At 67.4% G+C, this 17,885-nt stretch carries 16 protein-coding genes; all 16 read right to left on the reverse strand.

The window, feature by feature from the left end:
* Positions 1-4: 4 nt before the first annotated feature.
* Positions 5-889: an amidohydrolase gene (locus N2602_RS15000; protein WP_260383125.1), complete on the reverse strand. Its 885-nt coding sequence runs from the start codon at positions 887-889 to the stop codon at positions 5-7.
* On the reverse strand, positions 886-2,004 hold the full coding sequence (locus tag N2602_RS15005; RefSeq protein WP_260383126.1) for a VWA domain-containing protein: 1,119 nt from the start codon (positions 2,002-2,004) through the stop codon (positions 886-888). Before N2602_RS15005 ends, N2602_RS15000 begins: the two co-directional genes overlap by 4 nt.
* Entirely contained in the window at positions 2,001-2,882 is an 882-nt protein-coding gene (locus N2602_RS15010; RefSeq protein WP_172784497.1) for a MoxR family ATPase, read from the reverse strand. Before N2602_RS15010 ends, N2602_RS15005 begins: the two co-directional genes overlap by 4 nt.
* Positions 2,883-2,892: 10 nt before the next feature.
* Positions 2,893-3,915 (reverse strand): xanthine dehydrogenase family protein molybdopterin-binding subunit, encoded by a 1,023-nt coding sequence (locus tag N2602_RS15015; RefSeq protein ID WP_172784498.1) that lies wholly within the window; start codon positions 3,913-3,915, stop codon positions 2,893-2,895.
* Entirely contained in the window at positions 3,916-5,508 is a 1,593-nt protein-coding gene (locus tag N2602_RS15020; RefSeq protein WP_172784499.1) for a xanthine dehydrogenase family protein molybdopterin-binding subunit, read from the reverse strand.
* A 9-nt stretch (positions 5,509-5,517) separates the two neighbouring features.
* Complete coding sequence (locus N2602_RS15025) at positions 5,518-5,994, reverse strand: (2Fe-2S)-binding protein (protein WP_172784500.1); 477 nt, start codon at positions 5,992-5,994, stop codon at positions 5,518-5,520.
* Positions 5,995-6,000: 6 nt separating this feature from the next.
* A complete protein-coding gene (locus tag N2602_RS15030; protein WP_260383127.1) occupies positions 6,001-6,819 on the reverse strand; it encodes a xanthine dehydrogenase family protein subunit M in 819 nt (272 codons plus the stop codon).
* 3 nt (positions 6,820-6,822) lie between these two features.
* On the reverse strand, positions 6,823-7,266 hold the full coding sequence (locus N2602_RS15035; protein ID WP_057029889.1) for an SRPBCC family protein: 444 nt from the start codon (positions 7,264-7,266) through the stop codon (positions 6,823-6,825).
* A 2-nt stretch (positions 7,267-7,268) separates the two neighbouring features.
* A complete protein-coding gene (locus N2602_RS15040; RefSeq protein ID WP_018318067.1) occupies positions 7,269-7,706 on the reverse strand; it encodes an SRPBCC family protein in 438 nt (145 codons plus the stop codon).
* Between the two features lie 11 nt (positions 7,707-7,717).
* Positions 7,718-10,636 (reverse strand): flotillin family protein, encoded by a 2,919-nt coding sequence (locus N2602_RS15045; protein ID WP_172784502.1) that lies wholly within the window; start codon positions 10,634-10,636, stop codon positions 7,718-7,720.
* 27 nt (positions 10,637-10,663) lie between these two features.
* Positions 10,664-11,497 carry a phosphoenolpyruvate hydrolase family protein gene (locus N2602_RS15050; RefSeq protein ID WP_212256624.1) on the reverse strand — a complete coding sequence of 278 codons (834 nt, stop codon included), beginning with the start codon at positions 11,495-11,497 and terminating at the stop codon, positions 10,664-10,666.
* A gap of 3 nt (positions 11,498-11,500) precedes the next feature.
* Entirely contained in the window at positions 11,501-13,711 is a 2,211-nt protein-coding gene (locus N2602_RS15055) for an ABC transporter permease (protein ID WP_260383128.1), read from the reverse strand.
* The gene (locus N2602_RS15060) at positions 13,704-14,486 is read right to left on the reverse strand and encodes an ABC transporter ATP-binding protein (RefSeq protein ID WP_172784505.1); all 783 of its coding nucleotides are present in this window, start codon (positions 14,484-14,486) and stop codon (positions 13,704-13,706) included. Before N2602_RS15060 ends, N2602_RS15055 begins: the two co-directional genes overlap by 8 nt.
* Positions 14,479-15,561 (reverse strand): branched-chain amino acid ABC transporter permease, encoded by a 1,083-nt coding sequence (locus tag N2602_RS15065; RefSeq protein WP_172784506.1) that lies wholly within the window; start codon positions 15,559-15,561, stop codon positions 14,479-14,481. Before N2602_RS15065 ends, N2602_RS15060 begins: the two co-directional genes overlap by 8 nt.
* Before the next feature lies 1 nt (position 15,562).
* Complete coding sequence (locus N2602_RS15070) at positions 15,563-16,573, reverse strand: branched-chain amino acid ABC transporter permease (protein WP_172784507.1); 1,011 nt, start codon at positions 16,571-16,573, stop codon at positions 15,563-15,565.
* A gap of 455 nt (positions 16,574-17,028) precedes the next feature.
* Positions 17,029-17,853 (reverse strand): AraC family transcriptional regulator, encoded by an 825-nt coding sequence (locus N2602_RS15075; RefSeq protein WP_172784508.1) that lies wholly within the window; start codon positions 17,851-17,853, stop codon positions 17,029-17,031.
* Positions 17,854-17,885: the final 32 nt, after the last annotated feature.

Below are 17,885 nucleotides of genomic sequence, written 5' to 3' on the forward strand. Positions count from 1 at the left end.
TCTGTCAAAGCCGATAGACGCGCGTTGCCGTCGTCCTGAAGATCGCATCCTGCTGCTCCGCACTGAACGGGGCGGCCGCGGCGCGAAAGGCTCCGATGAGCTCGCGATAGCTGGTCCACAATTTCTCGATCGGAAAATTGGAGCCGAACAGGCAGCGCTCGGCGCCGAAGATCGCGACGGTATCGGTGAGCACGGCGGCGATATGCGCGGGATCGTTGCGGTGGATGAAGGTGCCAAGCCCGGACAGTTTCGAGACCACGTTCGGACAAGTCGCGATCCGGGCCATCCCGGCGCGCCAGGCGGCCCGTCCAGCCGGCGAGAGATCCTCGAGCATGCCGGCATGCTGGAGGATGAAGGTCACGCCGGGACAGGATTCGGCGAGCTGCGCAGCATCCGGCATCTGCGGCGTGAAGACCTGGAGGTCAAAACTCCAGCCGTAATCGGCCAGACGCGCGACGTTGCGACGGATCACGGGATCGGCGCAGAGATCCGGACGCGGCGCGAAGCGGTAGAGCGGGTTCTCGTGCCAGTGCAGCTGCATGCGCACCCCGCGCAGCAGTGGGTAGGGCTTGAGGCGGTCGAGCTGCGGGCGGACGTCGTCGGCCGCGAAATTGGCGTAGGCGACGATGGCGTGCGGCCAGCCGTGTTCGTCGGCCGTGCGCTGCACCCAGGCAGCCTCCTCCTCGAAATGCTCGGGCGCCCAGTTGGTCTGCACATAGACCGAACGAGTGACGCCGCTGCCCTCGAGATCGTCGAGATATTCCTGGATCGGATAATCGCGCCGGATCGGCTCGTACGGTCCGAAGATGCGGGGCTGCATGGGGCCGGTCAGCCAGGGCAGATCGGCCTGCCGCCAGATGTGATGATGGCCGTCGACAATACCGTTCACGCGGCTCTCCTTCCCAGTGCCAGGACGTGGGCGACGATCGATGCGCTCGATCCGCCGTCCACGAGATCGTCGACGAAGCGTTCGATCGCGACCAGCGCTTCGGTCTGCGGACGGAAGCCGGGGCCGGTCGCGAGCGGCGTCAGCCAGCTCAGGCGCCAGGCCCGCCGCGATAATTTCGCGACGGCGTCGCGAAGGGCGTCCGGCTCGCCGCGCTCGAGCCCGTCGGACACGATGATCACGGCGGCGCCGCGGGCGTAGCCGCCGAACCGTGGGACCGCCAGGAAGGCTTGCAGCGCGTCGCCGATCCGGGTGCCGCCGTCCCAGTCGCTGACCAGATGGGCCGCGGCGCTCAGCGCCTGCTCGCGGCGTTTCAGCCGCAGCACGCGGGTGACACGGGTCAGCCGCGTGCCGAAGGTGAAGACCTCGACGTTAGGCGCAGCCTGCACCAGCGCATGCGCAAGCTTCATATTCTCCTCGGTGCGGCTCTTCATCGAGCCGGAGACGTCGATCAGCAGCAAGACCTTGCGCGGCCGCTGGCGCCGCTTAATGTGGCCGAGGCGCAGGATCTCGCCGTCGCTGCGGACGCTGTCGCGCAAGGTGCGGCGGAGGTCGGCGAAGGGGCCGCGGCGCGCGCGCATGCGGCGGTGCCCGCGCCGCCGCGGCAGGCGCCGCGGGGCCTCGCGGGCCAGGCGTCGGAGGGCATCGGTCGTGGAGAGCTGCGCGAAGCGGCGCTCGACCAGCGCCTCGGCGCGCGTCGCGGTCAGACCGGACTCGTTGGCGTCGTCGGCGAGCAGGGGCTCTTCGTCGCCGCGACCTTCCTCCTGCAGGCGGACGGTCTCGTCGTCCTCGCCGTCTTCGGCGCGCTCGATCGCTTCGCTGCCGCGGAAATGCAGGTCGAACAGCCGGTCGAAAGTGGCGCGGCGCTCGGGCGGCGGGGCGAGGGTGGCGAGCGCAGACTGCCTGATATCCTCGAGCTTGCGCGGGCCCAGCAGCGCGATCGCGGCGAGGAACGCAGTGGTCTGCTCCGGCGCGACGGCGAAGCCGTTGGCGCGCAGCAACGCGACGAATGAAACAAAGGTGCGGGCGGCGCGTGGGAGCTGCAGATCGGTGCTCATGCGGTCGCCTCCGCGAGCATGGCATCGAGCCGCGGCGCGATGAAGTGCAGATCCTCTTCGTCCTTCAGCGCCACCCCGATCGAGCGCTTGAAGGCATCAGGCCAGCGCGCGCCGCCCTTGTTGAGGAGGGTCGCGGCCTCGGCCCAGTCGACGGCTTCCGCGATGCCAGGCGCCTTGCTCAGCGGTTCGCGCCGCAATCTCTCGACGGCCGCGACGACGGCGCGGGCCGTGGCTTCGGCGACGCTGGATGCGCGCATCATGATGATCCGCGCCTCCCGCTCGGCGCTGGGATAGTCGATCCAGTGATAGACGCAGCGGCGGCGCAAGGCTTCGTGCAGATCGCGGGTCCGGTTCGAGGTCAGCACGACGACCGGCCGCTCGGCGGCGCGGACCGTGCCGCGCTCGGGAATGGAGATCTGGAAGTCGGAGAGGAATTCGAGCAGGAAGGCCTCGAACTCCTGGTCGGCGCGGTCGATTTCGTCGATCAGCAGCACGGTGGAATCGGGCGCGCGCAGCGCGGCCAGCATCGGTCGTTCGATCAGGAACGTCTCGCCATAGATGTCGATGCTCTCATCGCCGGCCTGGCGGATCGCCAGCATTTGGCGCGGATAGTTCCACTCATAGAGCGCGGCAGACGCGTCGATGCCCTCGTAGCATTGCAGGCGGATCAGGCGGCGGCCGAGCACGGCGGCAATGGCTTTTGCGGCTTCCGTCTTGCCGACGCCGGGCGCACCTTCCAGCAGCAGCGGCTTGCCGAGGGCGAGTCCGAGATAGGCGGCGGTCGCGAGGCCCTCGTCGGCGAGATAATACGCTGCCCGCAGCGCCTTCTCCAGCGCCTCGGGGCTGTCGATGCCGACGATGTTGCTGCGAACCGCCACGGCCGAGCCTCTAGCGCCGCGCCTGCGGCCGCGCGCCGCCCTGGGCCTTGATTGCGCGCAGCACCTTCTCCGGCGTGATCGGCAGATCGTCGATGCGGACGCCGACCGCGTTGAAGATCGCATTCGCCACCGCCGGCAGCACCGGATTGGCGCACATCTCGCCAGGGCCTTTTCCCCCGAACGGCCCATCGGGGGCGGGACGCTCCAGCACGGCAATGTCATGCGGGCAGATATCACCGGGACCGGGCATCAGATATTCGACGAAGTCGCGGGGCCCGTGGACGGGATCGGGATAGTAGGGCTCAGGCGTCTCGTAGAGCGCGTGGCTGACGCCCATCCAGGCACCGCCGACCAGCTGCTGCTCGACCAGGCGCGGATTGAGCGCGCGGCCGAGCTCGTAGGCGGAATCCATCCGGACCATCGCGACCTCGCCGGTCTCGTCGTCGACCTCGACCTCGGCGACGAGGCAGGCATGGGCATAGCAGGTCGCCGGCGACATCTCGCCGGTTTCAGGATCGACGTCCGACAGCGGGACGAGGAAGATGCCGCGGCCCGAGATGGTCTTGCCCTGCTTGAACTGCGCGGCAATGGCGACGTCCTTGGTCGAGATCGAACGGTGCGGCGCGCCCTTGACGTGGATGTTGCCGCGCCCGTCGGTCTCGAGATCGGCGGCGTTGACCTCGAGCTCCTCGGCCGCGGCCTCCATCATCACGCCGCGCGCCTCGCGGGCGGCAGCCATCACGGCGTTGCCGACGCGATGAGTGCCGCGCGAGGCGAACGAGCCCATGCAATGCGGGCCGGTGTCGGAGTCCGCCGTGTCGACGTAGACGTCCTCGACCGGCACGCCCAGGGTCTCGGCGCAGATCTGCCGAGTCACCGATTTCATGCCCTGGCCGAGGTCGATCGAGGACAGCGCCACCGTGAACTTGCCGCTGGGATTGGAATGCACGAGCGCCTGGCTCGGATCGCCGCCGAGATTCATGCCGATGGGATAGTTGATCGACGCCATGCCGCGTCCGCGATGCCTGGCCATCTAGCGCCTCCTGGTGCCGAACACGGATGAGAACCGGGTCGCGCCGTGCGATGGTGCGGCCGGGCGCGGCGGGGGAGGAGGCGGCGCCGGCGGCGGTGGCTCGCGCGGCGGCTCCCGCGTCGTCGTAGGCGGCGCGCGGTCATAGCTCGTGCGCTGCTGCGCAGGCGCGGCCGGCCGCGCCCGCGAATCCGTCGGTGTCGGCGGGATGACGGCGCGGCTGCCGCCACCGTCCTTGCGCGAGGAGGCGCGCCTGAACTCGTCGCGGATCGGCCATTTGGCCTTCTCCGCCGCAACCTGGACGCATTCGATCAGCGCGGTGTTCTTGGCCTCCCGCCGGTGCGCCTTCATGTCGCCGTCGCGATAGGCGTTCAGAATCCGGAACTCCATCGGGTCCATGCCGACGAGGCCCGCGAGCTTGTCCATCTGGCATTCGATGGCAAAATCCATCGCGGTGACGCCGAAGCCGCGCATGGCAGTCGCCGGCGTGCGGTTGGTGAAGACGCAATAGACATCGCCATAGACGTTCGGGATGGTGTAAGGGCCCGGCAGGTGGGCGGCGCATTTCACCGCGGCATAGCTCGACAGCCGCGTATAGGCACCGCTGTCGAAAAAAGCGCGGATCTTGCGCGCGACGATGCGGCCGTCGCGCATCACGCCGTCCTTGATGTAGATGCGCTCGGCGCCCCGCGGCGGGCCGTATTGCATCTCCTCCTCGCGGCCGAATACGTAACGCACGGGACGCCCCGTCAGCATGGCGCCGAGGATCGCGAGCGGTTCGGTCAGGGTATCCACCTTGCCGCCAAAGCCGCCGCCGACGGTGCCGCCGATGAAGTGGAAGGTGTTGGAGGGCACGTCCAGGATCTTGGCGCAGGTGTCGACCGAGAAGAACAGCGCCTGCGTCGAGGTGTAGACGACGTAGCGGCCGTTGGTGTCGGGCGCGGCGATGGCGCCGTTGGTCTCGGTCGGAGCGTGCTCGATCGGCGACATCTGGTAGCGCTGCTCGAGCACGTGGTCCGCGGTTGCGAGCGCGGCATCGGCATCGCCAAAGCGCAAGCGCTGGTGATCATAGACGTCGTGATAGATGAAGGCGTTCTTCGGATAGGTCTCGTTGACCACGGGGGCGCCGGGCTTCAGCGCATCCTCGACGTCGAACACGGTCGGCAGCGGCTCGTAGTCGACCTTGACTTTTGCGATCGCCTCGAACGCCTCGCGCTCGCTGTCGGCGACGATGGCGAGGATCGGTTCGCCCTTGTAGCGGACCTTGTCGACGGCGAGCGACGGCTCGTCATCCTTGCCGAAGTTGATCAGGCTGAGCAGCGTGTTGAGATTGCGTGGGACGTCGGCGCCGCGGATGATCCGGCGCACGCCGGCCGAGCGCTCGGCCTCGGTGGTATCGATCCGGCGCAGCCTTGCATGGGCCTGGGTCGAACGAACGACCTTCAGGTGCAGCATGCCCTGCAACTGGTGATCATTGAAATAGCTGGACGTGCCCGTGATGTGGCCGAGCATGTCCTGCCGCTGCGTGCCCTTGCCGATCTCCTTCAGGTTATCGTCACGCTCGTCGGCGAAGATGTCCTTGCGCAGTTCCAGCATGGTCTGACCTCAGGCGCTGGCCCGGCCGCCCGCGGCGGCGAGGATGGCATTGATGATCGGCTCGTAGCCGGTGCAGCGGCAGATGTTGCCGGAGATCGCCTCGACCACGTCGGCCCGGCTCGGGGTGGGATTGCGGTCGAGCAGCGCCTTTGCGGCCATCAGCATGCCCGGCGTGCAATAGCCGCATTGGGCGGCAAAGTTGTCGGCGAAGGCGCGCTGCAGCGGATGCAGGTTCGGGCCTTGCTTCATGCCGTCGAGTGTCTCGACCGAGCGGTCGGCGACGGTCTCGGCGAGCGTCAGGCAGGAGAGGTGAAGCTCACCATCGATCAGGACGCTGCACGTGCCGCAACCTCCCTGGCCACAGCCGAATTTCGGCGTCATATCGCCGATCAGCTCGCGCAGCGCGACCAGCAGATTGGTGCCGCCGTCGACGAAGATCGCGACGTCGCGGCCGTTGTGGCGAAATTGCAGGGGGATCTTTGTCATGGCGAGCTATTCCTGTCCCGATAGCAGGCGCCGCAAATGCACGCCGACGATCTCGCGGCGATACCAGGCGCTGCCGAGCGCGTTGTCGGATGGCGATGTTCCTTCCGTGGCCGCAGAAGCCGCGGCTGCGATGGTCGCGGCATCCAGCGAGCGGCCCTCCAGCGCGCGCTCGGCGGCGCGGGCGCGGATCTGGGTCGGGGCCATCGAGCCCAGCGCAATCCGCGCACCCGCGATCCGTCCGCCGCTGATCGGCAGATGCGCGGCGAGCGTGATCACCGAGCCGCCCTTCGGCTTGATGCGCGCGATCTTGCGATAACGGAACGCCTCGCTGCTGGCCGGCCGCGTGCAGGACACCGACAGCACCAATGTCCCGGCCTGGCGCTCGCGCCCCTGCAGAAACTCCTCGATCGGAATATCGCGCGAGCCGAAGCCGCCTTGCACGGCGACTGTGGCATCGAGCGCCAGCAGCGCCACGGTGAAATCGCCGTAAGGGTTCGGCGCGAACAGATTGCCGCCGACCGTGCCCATGTTGCGCACGGCAGGACCGCCGATCGAGCGGGCAGGGGCATGCAGGAAGGCGAGATCGCGCTCGGCGAGCACGCGCGCGAAGGTGACGCCGGCGCCGAGCGTGATGCGCGGACCCGAGGCATCGATCCGCGTCAGTGCCTGGTCCTGCGCCCGGACGATCGTCGAGATCGATACGTCGCCTTCGTTCAGCGCGCGCATCACCAGCGTGCCGCCGCCGAGATAGCGCGCGCTACGGTCCGACGACAGCGCACCGGCCGCCTCGCTCGCATTCGTAAAGGTCTTTACCGTCACGGCCATGGCTCAAGCGGCCTCCTTCAGATGGCGGCGGATCGCTTCGAATCCGGCCTGATAGATGTCTTCGGCGACCATGTGGGTGATGCGGTCCTTGTCCTCCGGCTTCGTCGTGAATCGCGACTCCCAGTGCCAGAAGGTGCGGTCGCCGTCGGTCACCGGCAGCAGCCGGACATGGGCGACGTAGTTGAACATCGGGACCGGCGTATCGAGCAGGCAGTAGCTGAAGGTCTGCTCGAGGTCGGACAGCGCCAGCAGCTGCTCGCGCAGCTCAGAGCCGTCCTTGAGCTTGAATCGCCTGACGCAGCCGATCTTGTCCGCGGATTGCGCGCGTTCGATCGAGGAGGTCGCAACCGCCGGATGCCAGCGGTCGTGCCCGTTGAAATCGCGCAGCACGTCCCACACCGCGTCGGTCGGTGCGTTCAGGATCGTGCTCTTGACGATATGCGGCACGGCTAGCCTCCGAACACACGCTTCAGGGCGTCGAAGCCACCCTGGAATACGCCGCCGCCGATATTGCTGACGAGCTCGGTCTCCCGTTCCGGCGCGCAGTCGAATTCGGCGGTCCATTCCATGAAGGTCTGGTCGCCGTCGGTGACAGGCGTGAGCCGCAGGGTGGCGACGTAGTTCTCGACGCCCATCGGCGATTCCAGGATCGAATAGGTGCAGAACATGTCGTAGTCGGAGAGGCCGAGCAGCTTTTCGCGGATGCGGTCACCGTTGCGCAGCCGGAAATCCCTGACACAGCCGATCTTGTCGGCGGGCTCGCCGCCCTCGATCCGGCTTTCGGCGATGGCCGGATGCCAGTTCGGCAGGCCGTTGAAATCGCGTACCCGCGCCCAGACGCGGTCATTGCGGGCGTTGACGACAGTGGAGACGTAGACGCGGGCCATCGCTCAAGACCTCAGCTCTTCTTCCGCGGCCCGCGCTCGGCCGGCGGCTCGCCACCCTCGGCCGCGGGCGAGGAGGCCGCCGGCTTGTCGCCACCGCCACCACCTCCGCCGCTACCCTTGCGCGCGGCCTCCTTGATGCCCTGCATGTCGCGGGCCTCGCGGATCAGCCCCGGCATCTTTGCGAGACTGCCGCCCTCGACGCCGATGTCCGACAGGATGGAGTCGATCAGCGGCGCCTGGACGCGGTAGCGCAGGGCCGAGTCGATCACCTCGTCGGTGGCGCTGCGGCCGCCATTGCCGTTGCCGTGGCCGTTGCCATTGAGGCCGTCGACCTGGAGGATGCGGATGCCCTCGATCTTCTCCATCGGCTTGACACTCTCGCGCACGATGCCCTCGATGCGGTCGAGCAGTTTTCTGCGGAACAGCGAGTAGCGCGCCTGATCGGTCAGCACGTTCTCGGCCTCATTCAGCATGCGCTGCGCCTCCGCCTCGACCGCGGCGCGCACACGCTCGGCCTCGGCCGCGATGCGGGTCTCCTCCGCCTGTTTCTCCGCCAGCAGGACCTCGACGGTCTTGCGCCGCTTGGCGATCTCGCTCTCGCGGGCGGTGACGACGCGCTCGGCGGCTTCAGTCGCCCGGATCCGTGCCTCCTCGGCGGCGGCGCGCGCGGCGGACTCCTCCAAGGACTTCTGATGGATGGCGATGGCTTTCTCCATCAGCACCGTCTCGACGTCCTTCTCGCGATTGACCTCGAGCTTGCGCAGCTCGCGCTCGCGGCCGATGCGCGCCTCGTCGAGGCCGCGGTCGGAGGCGATGCGGGCACGCTCGACCTCCTCGCGCGCGGCGATCTCGGCTTCCTGCAGCGACTGCACGCGGGCGACCTCGAGTTGCTCGATCGCACGTCGCCGCTCGATGCGGGCGGCTTCCAGCGCCTGCTCGCGCGAGACGTCGGTGGTCTCGACCTCCTTGCGCGCGACGATCTCGGCTTGCCGGACCTGGCGGTCGGCGTCGATCCGCTCGGACTTCTTGGTCGACAGCGCGATGACGCGGTCCTCGTCCGCGATCTCGATCGCCTTCTTATGCTCGATGTTGAGCACTTCGCGCTTCTTTGAGGAATTGATGCGCTCGGCCTCGAGCGCCAGATCGACCGTGACGCGCTGCCGCTCGATGGCGTCGCGCCGCTTCAGCTCGGCGGCCTCGAGGAGGCCGGTGCGCTCGATCTCCAGCGCGCGCGTCTCGCGTTCGGCCTGGATGCGCTCGGCCGCAACCGCCTTCTCTTGGGCGATGCGGGCCGCCTCGATCGCCTCGCGCGAGGCGATATCGGCTTCTTCGACGGCGCGGTTGCGGGCGATCTCGAGCGAGCGCACGCGCTCCTCCTGCGCGATACGCGAGGCTTCCGTGGTCTCGCGCGCGGCAATGCCGGCGACGTCCAGTGCCTGATTGCGCTCGATCTCCAGCTGCCGCGTGTTCTGCTCGGCGGCGATGCGCTCGGCCGCCAGCGTCCGCTCCCGGGCGATGCGGGCGGCCTCGACCGCGCGCTGGGCCTCGATCTCGGCCTCCTGGATGGTCCGCACCTGCTGGATCTCCAGCGCGCGGGTGCGCTCGTCGGAGGAGATGCGCTCGACATTGACAATCATGGTCTGAGCGATGCGGGCTTTTTCGGTGGCTTCGCGGGCGGCAATCTCGGCCTCGTCGACCGCGCGCGTGCGCTCGATCTCACGGCGGCGCGTCTCTTCCTCGTTGGCGATGCGGGCGTCGGTGACGACGCGGTCCTGCTGGATGCGTGCCTTTTCGATGGCCTCGCGCGCGGCGATCTCGGCTTCCTCGACCGTGCGCATCCGCTCGATCTCGCGCTGGCGGACTTCGCGTTCGGAGGCGATGCGGGTGGTGTCGATCGAGCGCTGGTTGGCGATCCTTGTCTTCTCGATCTCCTCGCGCGCCAGCAGCTCCTTCTCCTCGATGGTCCGGGTCCGCTCGATCTCCTTCTGGCGGGTCTCGCGCTCCGAGGCGATGCGGGCCTCGGCGATCGCCTGCTCATTGGCGATGCGGGCGCGCTCGATGGCCTCGCGCGCGGAAATCTGCGCCTGTTCCGCCTCGGTCTCGCGCAGGGCCCGCTCGCGGGCGACTTCGGTGCGCTGAAGCGCGCGGCGCATCTCGATGTCGCGTTCCTGCTCCAGCCGCGCGGTCTCGCTCTCGCGCTCGATCTCCAGCGCCTGCCGTTCGGCTTCCAGGTTGCGGGAGCGGATCTTGATCATCGAATCCTGCTCGATGTCGTTGCGCAGCTTGCGTCTGGCCTCGATGTCCTCCATCAACCGGGTCAGGCCTTCGGCGTCGAACCGGTTCGAAGGGTTGAAGAACTCAAGGTCAGTCTGGTCGAGATCGGTGATCGCGACCGATTCCAGCTCGAGGCCGTTCTGGGCGAGAGCTTCCGCCGCTTCGGTCTTGACCCGCGCGACATAGTCGCCGCGCCGCTCGTGCATCTCCTCCATGGTCATTTCGGAGGCGACCGAGCGGATCGCGGAGATGAACTTGCCGGCCAGCAGCGCATGCAGCTGCCCGGGTTCCAGGGTGCGGCGGCCGAGCGTCGCCGCGGCGATCGAGACGGCCTCCCGGGTCGGCTGGACGCGGACGTAGAAGTCGGCCTCGATGTCGACGCGCATGCGGTCGCGGGTGATCACGGCATCCTGCTTCGAACGTACGATGCCCATCGGCAGCACGTTCATGTTGACGGGGGTGTAGTCGTGAATGAACGGCAGCACGAAGGCGCCGCCATTGATCACCACGCGTTCGCCGAGGAAGCCAGTGCGGACGAACGAGGTCTCCTTGGAGGAGCGGTGGTAGAGCCAGTTCACGATGTAAACGCCGACCACGATCACGATGATCGCGACGATCAGCCAGAGGATCAATTCACCGACCAGCATCCCTGACATCTTTCCCTCCCTCGAACCTATCAGGCGTTATCGCGCGCCGATCGCCTTGAATTGACGCACCTGTTCCGTCAGCGCCCGCTCCACCGGCAGCCGCTCCATCGAGGACGCCCCGTAGAAGCCGTGGCAATGACGGGTGTTCTTCATGATGAAATCGGCGTCCGCGGGATCGGCGATCGGGCCGCCATGCGCCAGCACCAGGATGTCCGGATTGACGCTGAGCGCGGCAGTGGCCCAGGTGTCGATCCGCGCCGGGCAGTCCTTGAGCTTTGGCGCGGTCTGCGCACCGATCGTGCCGCCGGTCGTCAGGCCCATGTGGCAGACGATGATGTCGGCGCCGGCGATCGCCATCGCCGCGGCTTCCTTCTCGCTGAACACGTAGGGCGTTGTCAGCATGTCCTTGTCGTGCGCCTTGGCGATCATGTCGATCTCGAGCGCATATGACATGCCGGTCTCTTCGAGATTGGCGCGGAAGGTACCGTCGATCAGGCCGACGGTCGGAAAGTTCTGGACGCCGGCAAACCCGAGTGCCTTGAGCTGGTCGAGAAAGACGTCCATGTCGCGGAAGGGATCGGTGCCGTTGACGCCCGCCAACACCGGGGTCTGATCGACCACGGGGAGCACTTCATTCGCCATTTCCAGCACGATGGCGTTGGCATCGCCATACGCCATCAGACCCGCGAGCGAGCCGCGCCCGGCCATGCGGTAGCGGCCGGAATTGTAGATGACGATGAGGTCGACGCCGCCGGCTTCCTCGCATTTGGCTGAGAGCCCGGTGCCGGCGCCGCCGCCGACGATCGGCTCGCCGCGCCTTGCCATGTCGCGAAACCTCTTCAGCAGCGCCGTGCGTTCAAACCTGGCCATCGGTCACCTCGCGAGTCTCCGCCGCCCACCGCTGCGCCCGAACAGGGTTTTGAACGCACTGACGATGGCAGCGGCGAAATCGGGATCGTTGATGTTCTTAGGCGTGCGAATGAGTTGGCGGTTGCCGGTCTGCCGCACGGTCCGCTCCAGCGTGCGGAACAGCGCGGCGTCGGCGTCCGGATCCCAGAACGGCTGTCCCCGCGCGTCGAGCGCGGAGACGCCGCCCTCGGGCAGGAAGAAGCGCACCGGGCCATCCATCTGGTTCAGCCGCTCGCCGATCCAGCGGCCCATGCGCTCGTTCTCTTCCACAGTGGTCCGCATCAACGTCACCTGCGGATTGTGGACGTGGAATTTGCGGCCGCGATAGCGTTCGGGAATGGTGTCGGGCGCGCCGAAATTGACCATGTCGAGCGCGCCGACCGAGCCGACATAGGGCAGGCGGCTGCGAATGATCGCGCCAAAGCGGTCTTCGGTGGCGGGGAACACGCCGCCCATCAAGAGGTCGCAGACTTCGGTCGTGGTGAGGTCGATCACGCCGGCGAGCTGGCCGGACTCGACGAGCTTCTCCATCGAGCGTCCGCCGACGCCGGTGGCATGGAACACCAGGCACTCGAAATCCTCGCGCAGGTCGCTAGCGATCTTCTGCACGGCCGGCGTGGTGACGCCGAACATGGTGATGCCGATTGCGGGCAGCCCGCCGGCTTCGCGCGCCGTTGCGGCACGCGCGTCGAGCCGCGCCTTGACCATGCCGGCGAGCGCATTGGCTCCGTTGGCAAGCACCGCGCGCGAGATCGAGTTCAGCCCCTGCACGTCGGTGACCGAGTACATCATGGTGATGTCGGCCGGACCGACATAGGGCCCGACATCGCCTGATGCGACCGAGGAGATGATCAGCTTGGGCACGCCGACCGGCAGCGCGCGCATGCCCGGGGCGACCAGCGAGGCCGCGCCCGAGCCGCCGGCCGAGATCACGCCGGCGACATTGCCCTGGCGCCGCAGCCAATTCGCAAACGCATCTGCCATTGCGGTCACCGCGGCACCACGGTCGGTGCCGAACACGGCGGAGCCACCGCGGCCGTGGTTCAGGGCGATCTCCTGCGCGGAGACATCGCAGGAAGAATGCTTGCCACTGGTCGAGACGTCGACCAGCCGCGTGCGCAGGCCGCTTTCGGCGATGATGTCGCGGATGTAGCGCAGCTCCTGGCCCTTGGTATCGAGCGTGCCGACGACCAGCACCACCGGCGGGCCCGAGGCCTGCGCCGTCACCGGCTCGCGCTTGCGCCGCGCCGTCTCGTCGAGCCGCGCGACTTGCGTCGAGAGCGTCCGCGCCGCGGCCTCGATGCGCGCGATCGGTACCGGTTGCGACCATCGCGTCGGCAGCGTCGGGTTGGAGATGTAAATCCGCACCGGCCCGTCGCGGCGGGGCACCGGCGTCGGCTTCGTTTCGGCGGCGGATGCCGCGACGTCGATCTCCGGTTCGAGCTCCGCATGAAGCCCGACGCCGAGCAGGCGCTGCTGCAGTTCGCGGTCCGCCGCAAGGCGCGCGGAGTCGATGATGCGATTGATGCGGCCGTTGACCATGATCGCGACGTTGCGCGAAATCGCGGTGGCGACGCCGATGTTCTGCTCGATGACGAGCACGGACATGTCACCGTCTTCGCCCAGCCGCAGCAGCATCTCCTCGACCTGCGCGACGATGACGGGCGCGAGGCCTTCGGTCGGCTCGTCCATGATGAGCAGATGCGGGTTGGTGAGCAGCGCGCGCGAGATCGCCAGCATCTGCTGTTCGCCGCCGGAGAGCTGGCCGCCGCCGTGATCCCGACGCTCGGCGAGCCGGGGAAAGGTGTCGTAGATGCGCTCGACGGTCCAGGCGCCTGAGCGCAGGCCGCCAGCGAGCCGCAGGTGCTCGTCGACGCTGAGCGAGCGCCACAGGCGGCGTCCCTGCGGCACATAGCCGACGCCGAGCCGCGCGATCTGGGCCGGCGGCCGCCGCGTGACATCCTCACCGCGCACGCGGATCGAGCCGCCGCTCACGCCGACCAGCCCCATGATCGCCTTGCACAGCGTGGTCTTGCCCATGCCGTTGCGGCCGACGACGGAGAACACGCCGCTCTCCAACGTGAGATCGACGCCTTGCAGCGCATGCGAGTGGCCGTAGTAGACGTCGAGGCCGCGGACCTCGAGTGCGGCACCGCTGCGGCGGACCTCATTCATGGCCGCCTCCGAGATAAAGCTCCTGCACTTCAGGGTCGGATTGAATTTCTTCCGGCAGGCCCTCCTTGAAGATGCGGCCGTTGTGCATCATCGTGACGCTCTCGACGACGCGCAGAGCAACGTCCATGTCGTGCTCGATGATGATGTAGCCGATATGGGCGGGCAGGGAGGTCAGGATCTCGATCAGCTCGGCCCGCTCCGTCGGCGACAGGCCGGCGGCCGGCTCGTCGAACAGCACGAAGCGCGGCGCGCCGGCGAGCGCGAGCGCGATTTCGAGCTGGCGCTGCTGGCCGTGCGCGAGCTCGGCCACGCGCTGGTCCTTCACGGCGGATAGATGCACAGCCTGCACGAGATTGTCGGCCGCATGCATCAGCGCATCATTCTGTCCCGGACGCAGGAACGAGAAGCGTCCGCGCGAGACGCCGCGGCAGGCGAGATAGACGTTGTCCTGTACGGTGAGGCCGGGGAACAGCGCCGAAATCTGGTAAGTGCGACGCAACCCGCGGCGGATGCGCTCATAAGGCGGGAAATGCGTCACGTCCTCGCCGAAGAAGCGGATGGTGCCGGAGGAGGGCGGGAAGTCGCCCGTGATGCAGTTGAACAGCGTGGTCTTGCCGGCACCGTTCGAGCCGAGCACGGCGCGCCGCTCGCCCGGTCGCACGGTAATGGTGACGTCGGTCAGCGCCGCGAGCGCGCCGAACAGCCGCGTCACGCCGCGCAGCTCCAGTGCAGCGCCGGCACCGACGACGGAGAGGCGTTGGGCGACGCTATCCATGGTGGCGCCCTCCGCCGGAGCGGCTCACCTCGCGCCGTTGATACTGACGCCAGCGCTGCCAGAGGCCGATGACGCCGTCCGAGGACCAGAACACGATGGCGAGGAAGCCGAGCCCGATCAGCAGGCGGAAGCGGTTGCCGTCGAGCCCGAGCCGGACCAGGAAGTCGAGCGCGAAGGTGCGTAGCAGCACGAAGATCAGCGCGCCGATGTAGGGACCGATCGGACGCGTGATGCCGCCGACCACGGCGATGATCAGCACGTCGATGCAGGCCCCGACGCTGACCGAGCCCGGCGAGATCTGGCGATAGTTCCAGACCTGCAGCACGCCGGCCAGCGCCGCGACGAAAGACGCGAAGGCATAGGCTGCGACGCGGTGCGCATTGACGTTGAAGCCGAGCGCCGCCATGCGCCGCGGATTGTCGCGCACACCCTGGAGCGCGAGGCCGAACGGGGCGCGCGAGACATATTCGACCGCGAAGTAGCAGAGCGCGGCGACCGCGAGCACGACATAATAGAAGGGGATGTCGGCGCGCCAGTTCACGCCCCAGAAGTGCGGCGTCGCCACGTTGTTGATGCCGGTATGGCCGTTGAAGATCGCCCAGTTCTGGTTGGTGAAATAGTAGAAGGCGGCGCCAATGGCGAGCGTGATCATGATGGTGTAGATGCCTTCGGTGCGCACCGCGAGCGCGCCGCCGAGGGTGCCGAAGGCGGTCGCCAGCGCCAGCGCCATCGGCACTGCGAGCCACCACGGCCAACCCAGGCTGATATTGGCGTTGCCGCTGACGCCGAACACGGCGACCATGTAGGCCGAGAAGCCCGCAATGGTGAGCTGCATCAGGCTGACCATGCCGCCATAGCCGGCGAGGAACATCAGGCTCAGCGCCATGGTGCCGAGGATCAGCGTCGTCGCGAAGATCTCGATCAGGAAGAAGCCGCTCGCGATTAGCGGCATGACCAGGAGGATGGCCGCGACGGCCCAGGCGGCGGGGTTGTTGATCTCCGGCCATGTCCGGGTCGGCCGCTGCGCCTTGGTGGCGCGGCCTACGGCGACGGGGGCTTCGTGGGCGAGCGACATCTCAGCGCCTCGCCAATAGGCCTTGCGGCCGGATCGCCAGCACCACCACCATGATCAGGAAGGTCACGACGATGGCGTAGGTCGGGATGTAGACCGAGCCGAGCTGCTCGGCGAGGCCGATGATCACCGCACCCAGCGCCGCGCCCGGGATCGAGCCCATGCCGCCCACGATCACGACGACGAGGGACGCCAGCAGGAAGCGGATGTCTTCGCCGGGCGATAAGGACTGGAATGTGCCGCCGACGACGCCGGCGATGCCCGCAAGCCCCGCGCCGAAGGCGAACACGGCGACGAAGACGAGTTGGATGCGTACGCCGGTCGCGGCGAGAATGTCGCGATCGTCGACGCCGGCGCGGACGATCATGCCGATCCGGGTGCGGTTGAGCGCGAGCCACATCGCGACGCCAATGACCACGGAGGCCGCGAAGATCACGAGCCTGACGAGCGGATATCTGAGATAGACCGGCTCGCCCGAGGATTTAATCGCCGTGACCAGCGGCAGCTCGATCGGACCGATCAGCCAGTTCGGGGTCTGGATCTGGTAGAAGTCACCGCCGCAGGCCCACAGCATGAGATCGGCAAACACGATCGACAGTCCGATCGTCACCATGGTCTGCCTGAGATCCTGGCCCTCCATCCGGCGGAACACGATCACCTGCAGCAGCACGCCGACAAAGGCGGTCAGGATAAAGGCGACGATGAAGCCGAGGATCCACGAGCCGGTCGATGTGCTGATGGCGTAGCCGACATAGCCGCCGAACAGATAGAGCGAGCCGTGCGCGAGGTTGACGTTGCGCATCAGGCCGAAGATCAGGGTGAAGCCGCTGGCGACGAGGAAGTAGAGGCCGCCAAGCGTGATGCCGTTGAACACCGCGTTGAGGAAGACGCGCTTGCGGCCGATCGCCTCTTCCAGCCCCGGCGGCCAGACCGCGAAGATCAGCCAGAGCACGACCGCAATCGCGATGATCGTAATCAGCGCCCAGGCCGGATGGCGTTCGACGAAGCGGCTCATGGCTTCACCTCGCCCCGCTTGCGGCGGAGCAATCGCATATCGGAGGTGGAGGCTCCGCAGCCCATCCTTCGAGACGCCCGCTTTGGCGGGCTCCTCAGGATGAAGGCAGAGTATGCGGCAGCAGTTTCAGCGGGCCCAATGCTGATTAGCCTCATCCTGAGGAGACCGCGGAGCGGTCGTCTTGAAGGACGAGGCGCTTGCGCAGACCCTTCCAAGCGGTCGTGTGTGATAGCTTTTGCGCGTGCGTAGAGAGGTCGCGCCGAAGGCGCGGGTTCACCGCAACCCTCTCCCCGCAAGCGGGGCGAGGGGGCATGCAAGCCGTTGCCGGCTGCTGGCCCTGCCATGGACGAACGTCCTCCCTGGACTCGCGATCCTCTTTCGGGATCGCGTTGCCGGCATCCTAGCCAGGCGGCGAGGGCGACGTTTGATCGTGAGTATCTTTTCGTGGCCTGCGCTCAGGCGCGCAAAACCTTGGCGGCGCGACGATAATCGGTCGGGGCCATCCCGACATTGGCGGCGAAGAAACGCGTGAAACCGCTCTGCGAGGAGAAGCCGAGGTCGAAGCCGATGTCGGCGATCGGCGTCTCGCTCGCCACCAGCGCTTCGAGCGCCTGTTCCATGATCAGCGTGTTGAGGTAGAGGTTCGGCGTGACGCCGGTCTGCACGCGGAACAGCCGGTAGAAATGCGGCCGCGACAGGCCGGATTCGCGCGCAATGGTGTCGAGCTCGATTTCGGCGCCTGGACTCTCCGACATCATCTTGATGCACTTGCGCACGCGAAAGTCGGTGACACCGCCTGCGCGCGGATCGCGCGCGATCTCGGCCTGCTGCCAGCTTTCGTCGTAGCAGATGTCGATCAGCCGCCTCAGCTCGGAATCCAGGCTGGAGAGCGATGGTGCGCCGCACACGAGCGCGGCGGTCCGCCTGATGTGCTTGTCGAGCGCGGGTGTACGCCTGAATTGGGTGCGGCCGAAGCGCAACCGGTCGGAGCCGGAGGCATCCGGCGCAAACCATTCGGCGTTGACGTAGAGCACGAAGAAGATCGCGCCGCCGTCGAGATCGGTTGGCAGGAAGTTGTGCGGTTCCCAGGGATTGACGGCGACGACCGACGTCTCGGTGAGATCGTAATGCCCGTCGGAGACATCGATGCATGCGGGCATGCCGCCGACATGGAAGATCAGATGACCTTCGCGATGGGCGTGGATATTGAAAGGGCGGTTCAATTGATAAACCGTCGCCCGGCCGAAGCGGCCATGGAAGACGGCGAGCGCACGGCTCATGCCTTCCCCTCCCGAACGTTCTTGTCTTTTCG

The organism is Bradyrhizobium sp. NC92 (assembly GCF_025200865.1).
Lineage (GTDB): Bacteria > Pseudomonadota > Alphaproteobacteria > Rhizobiales > Xanthobacteraceae > Bradyrhizobium.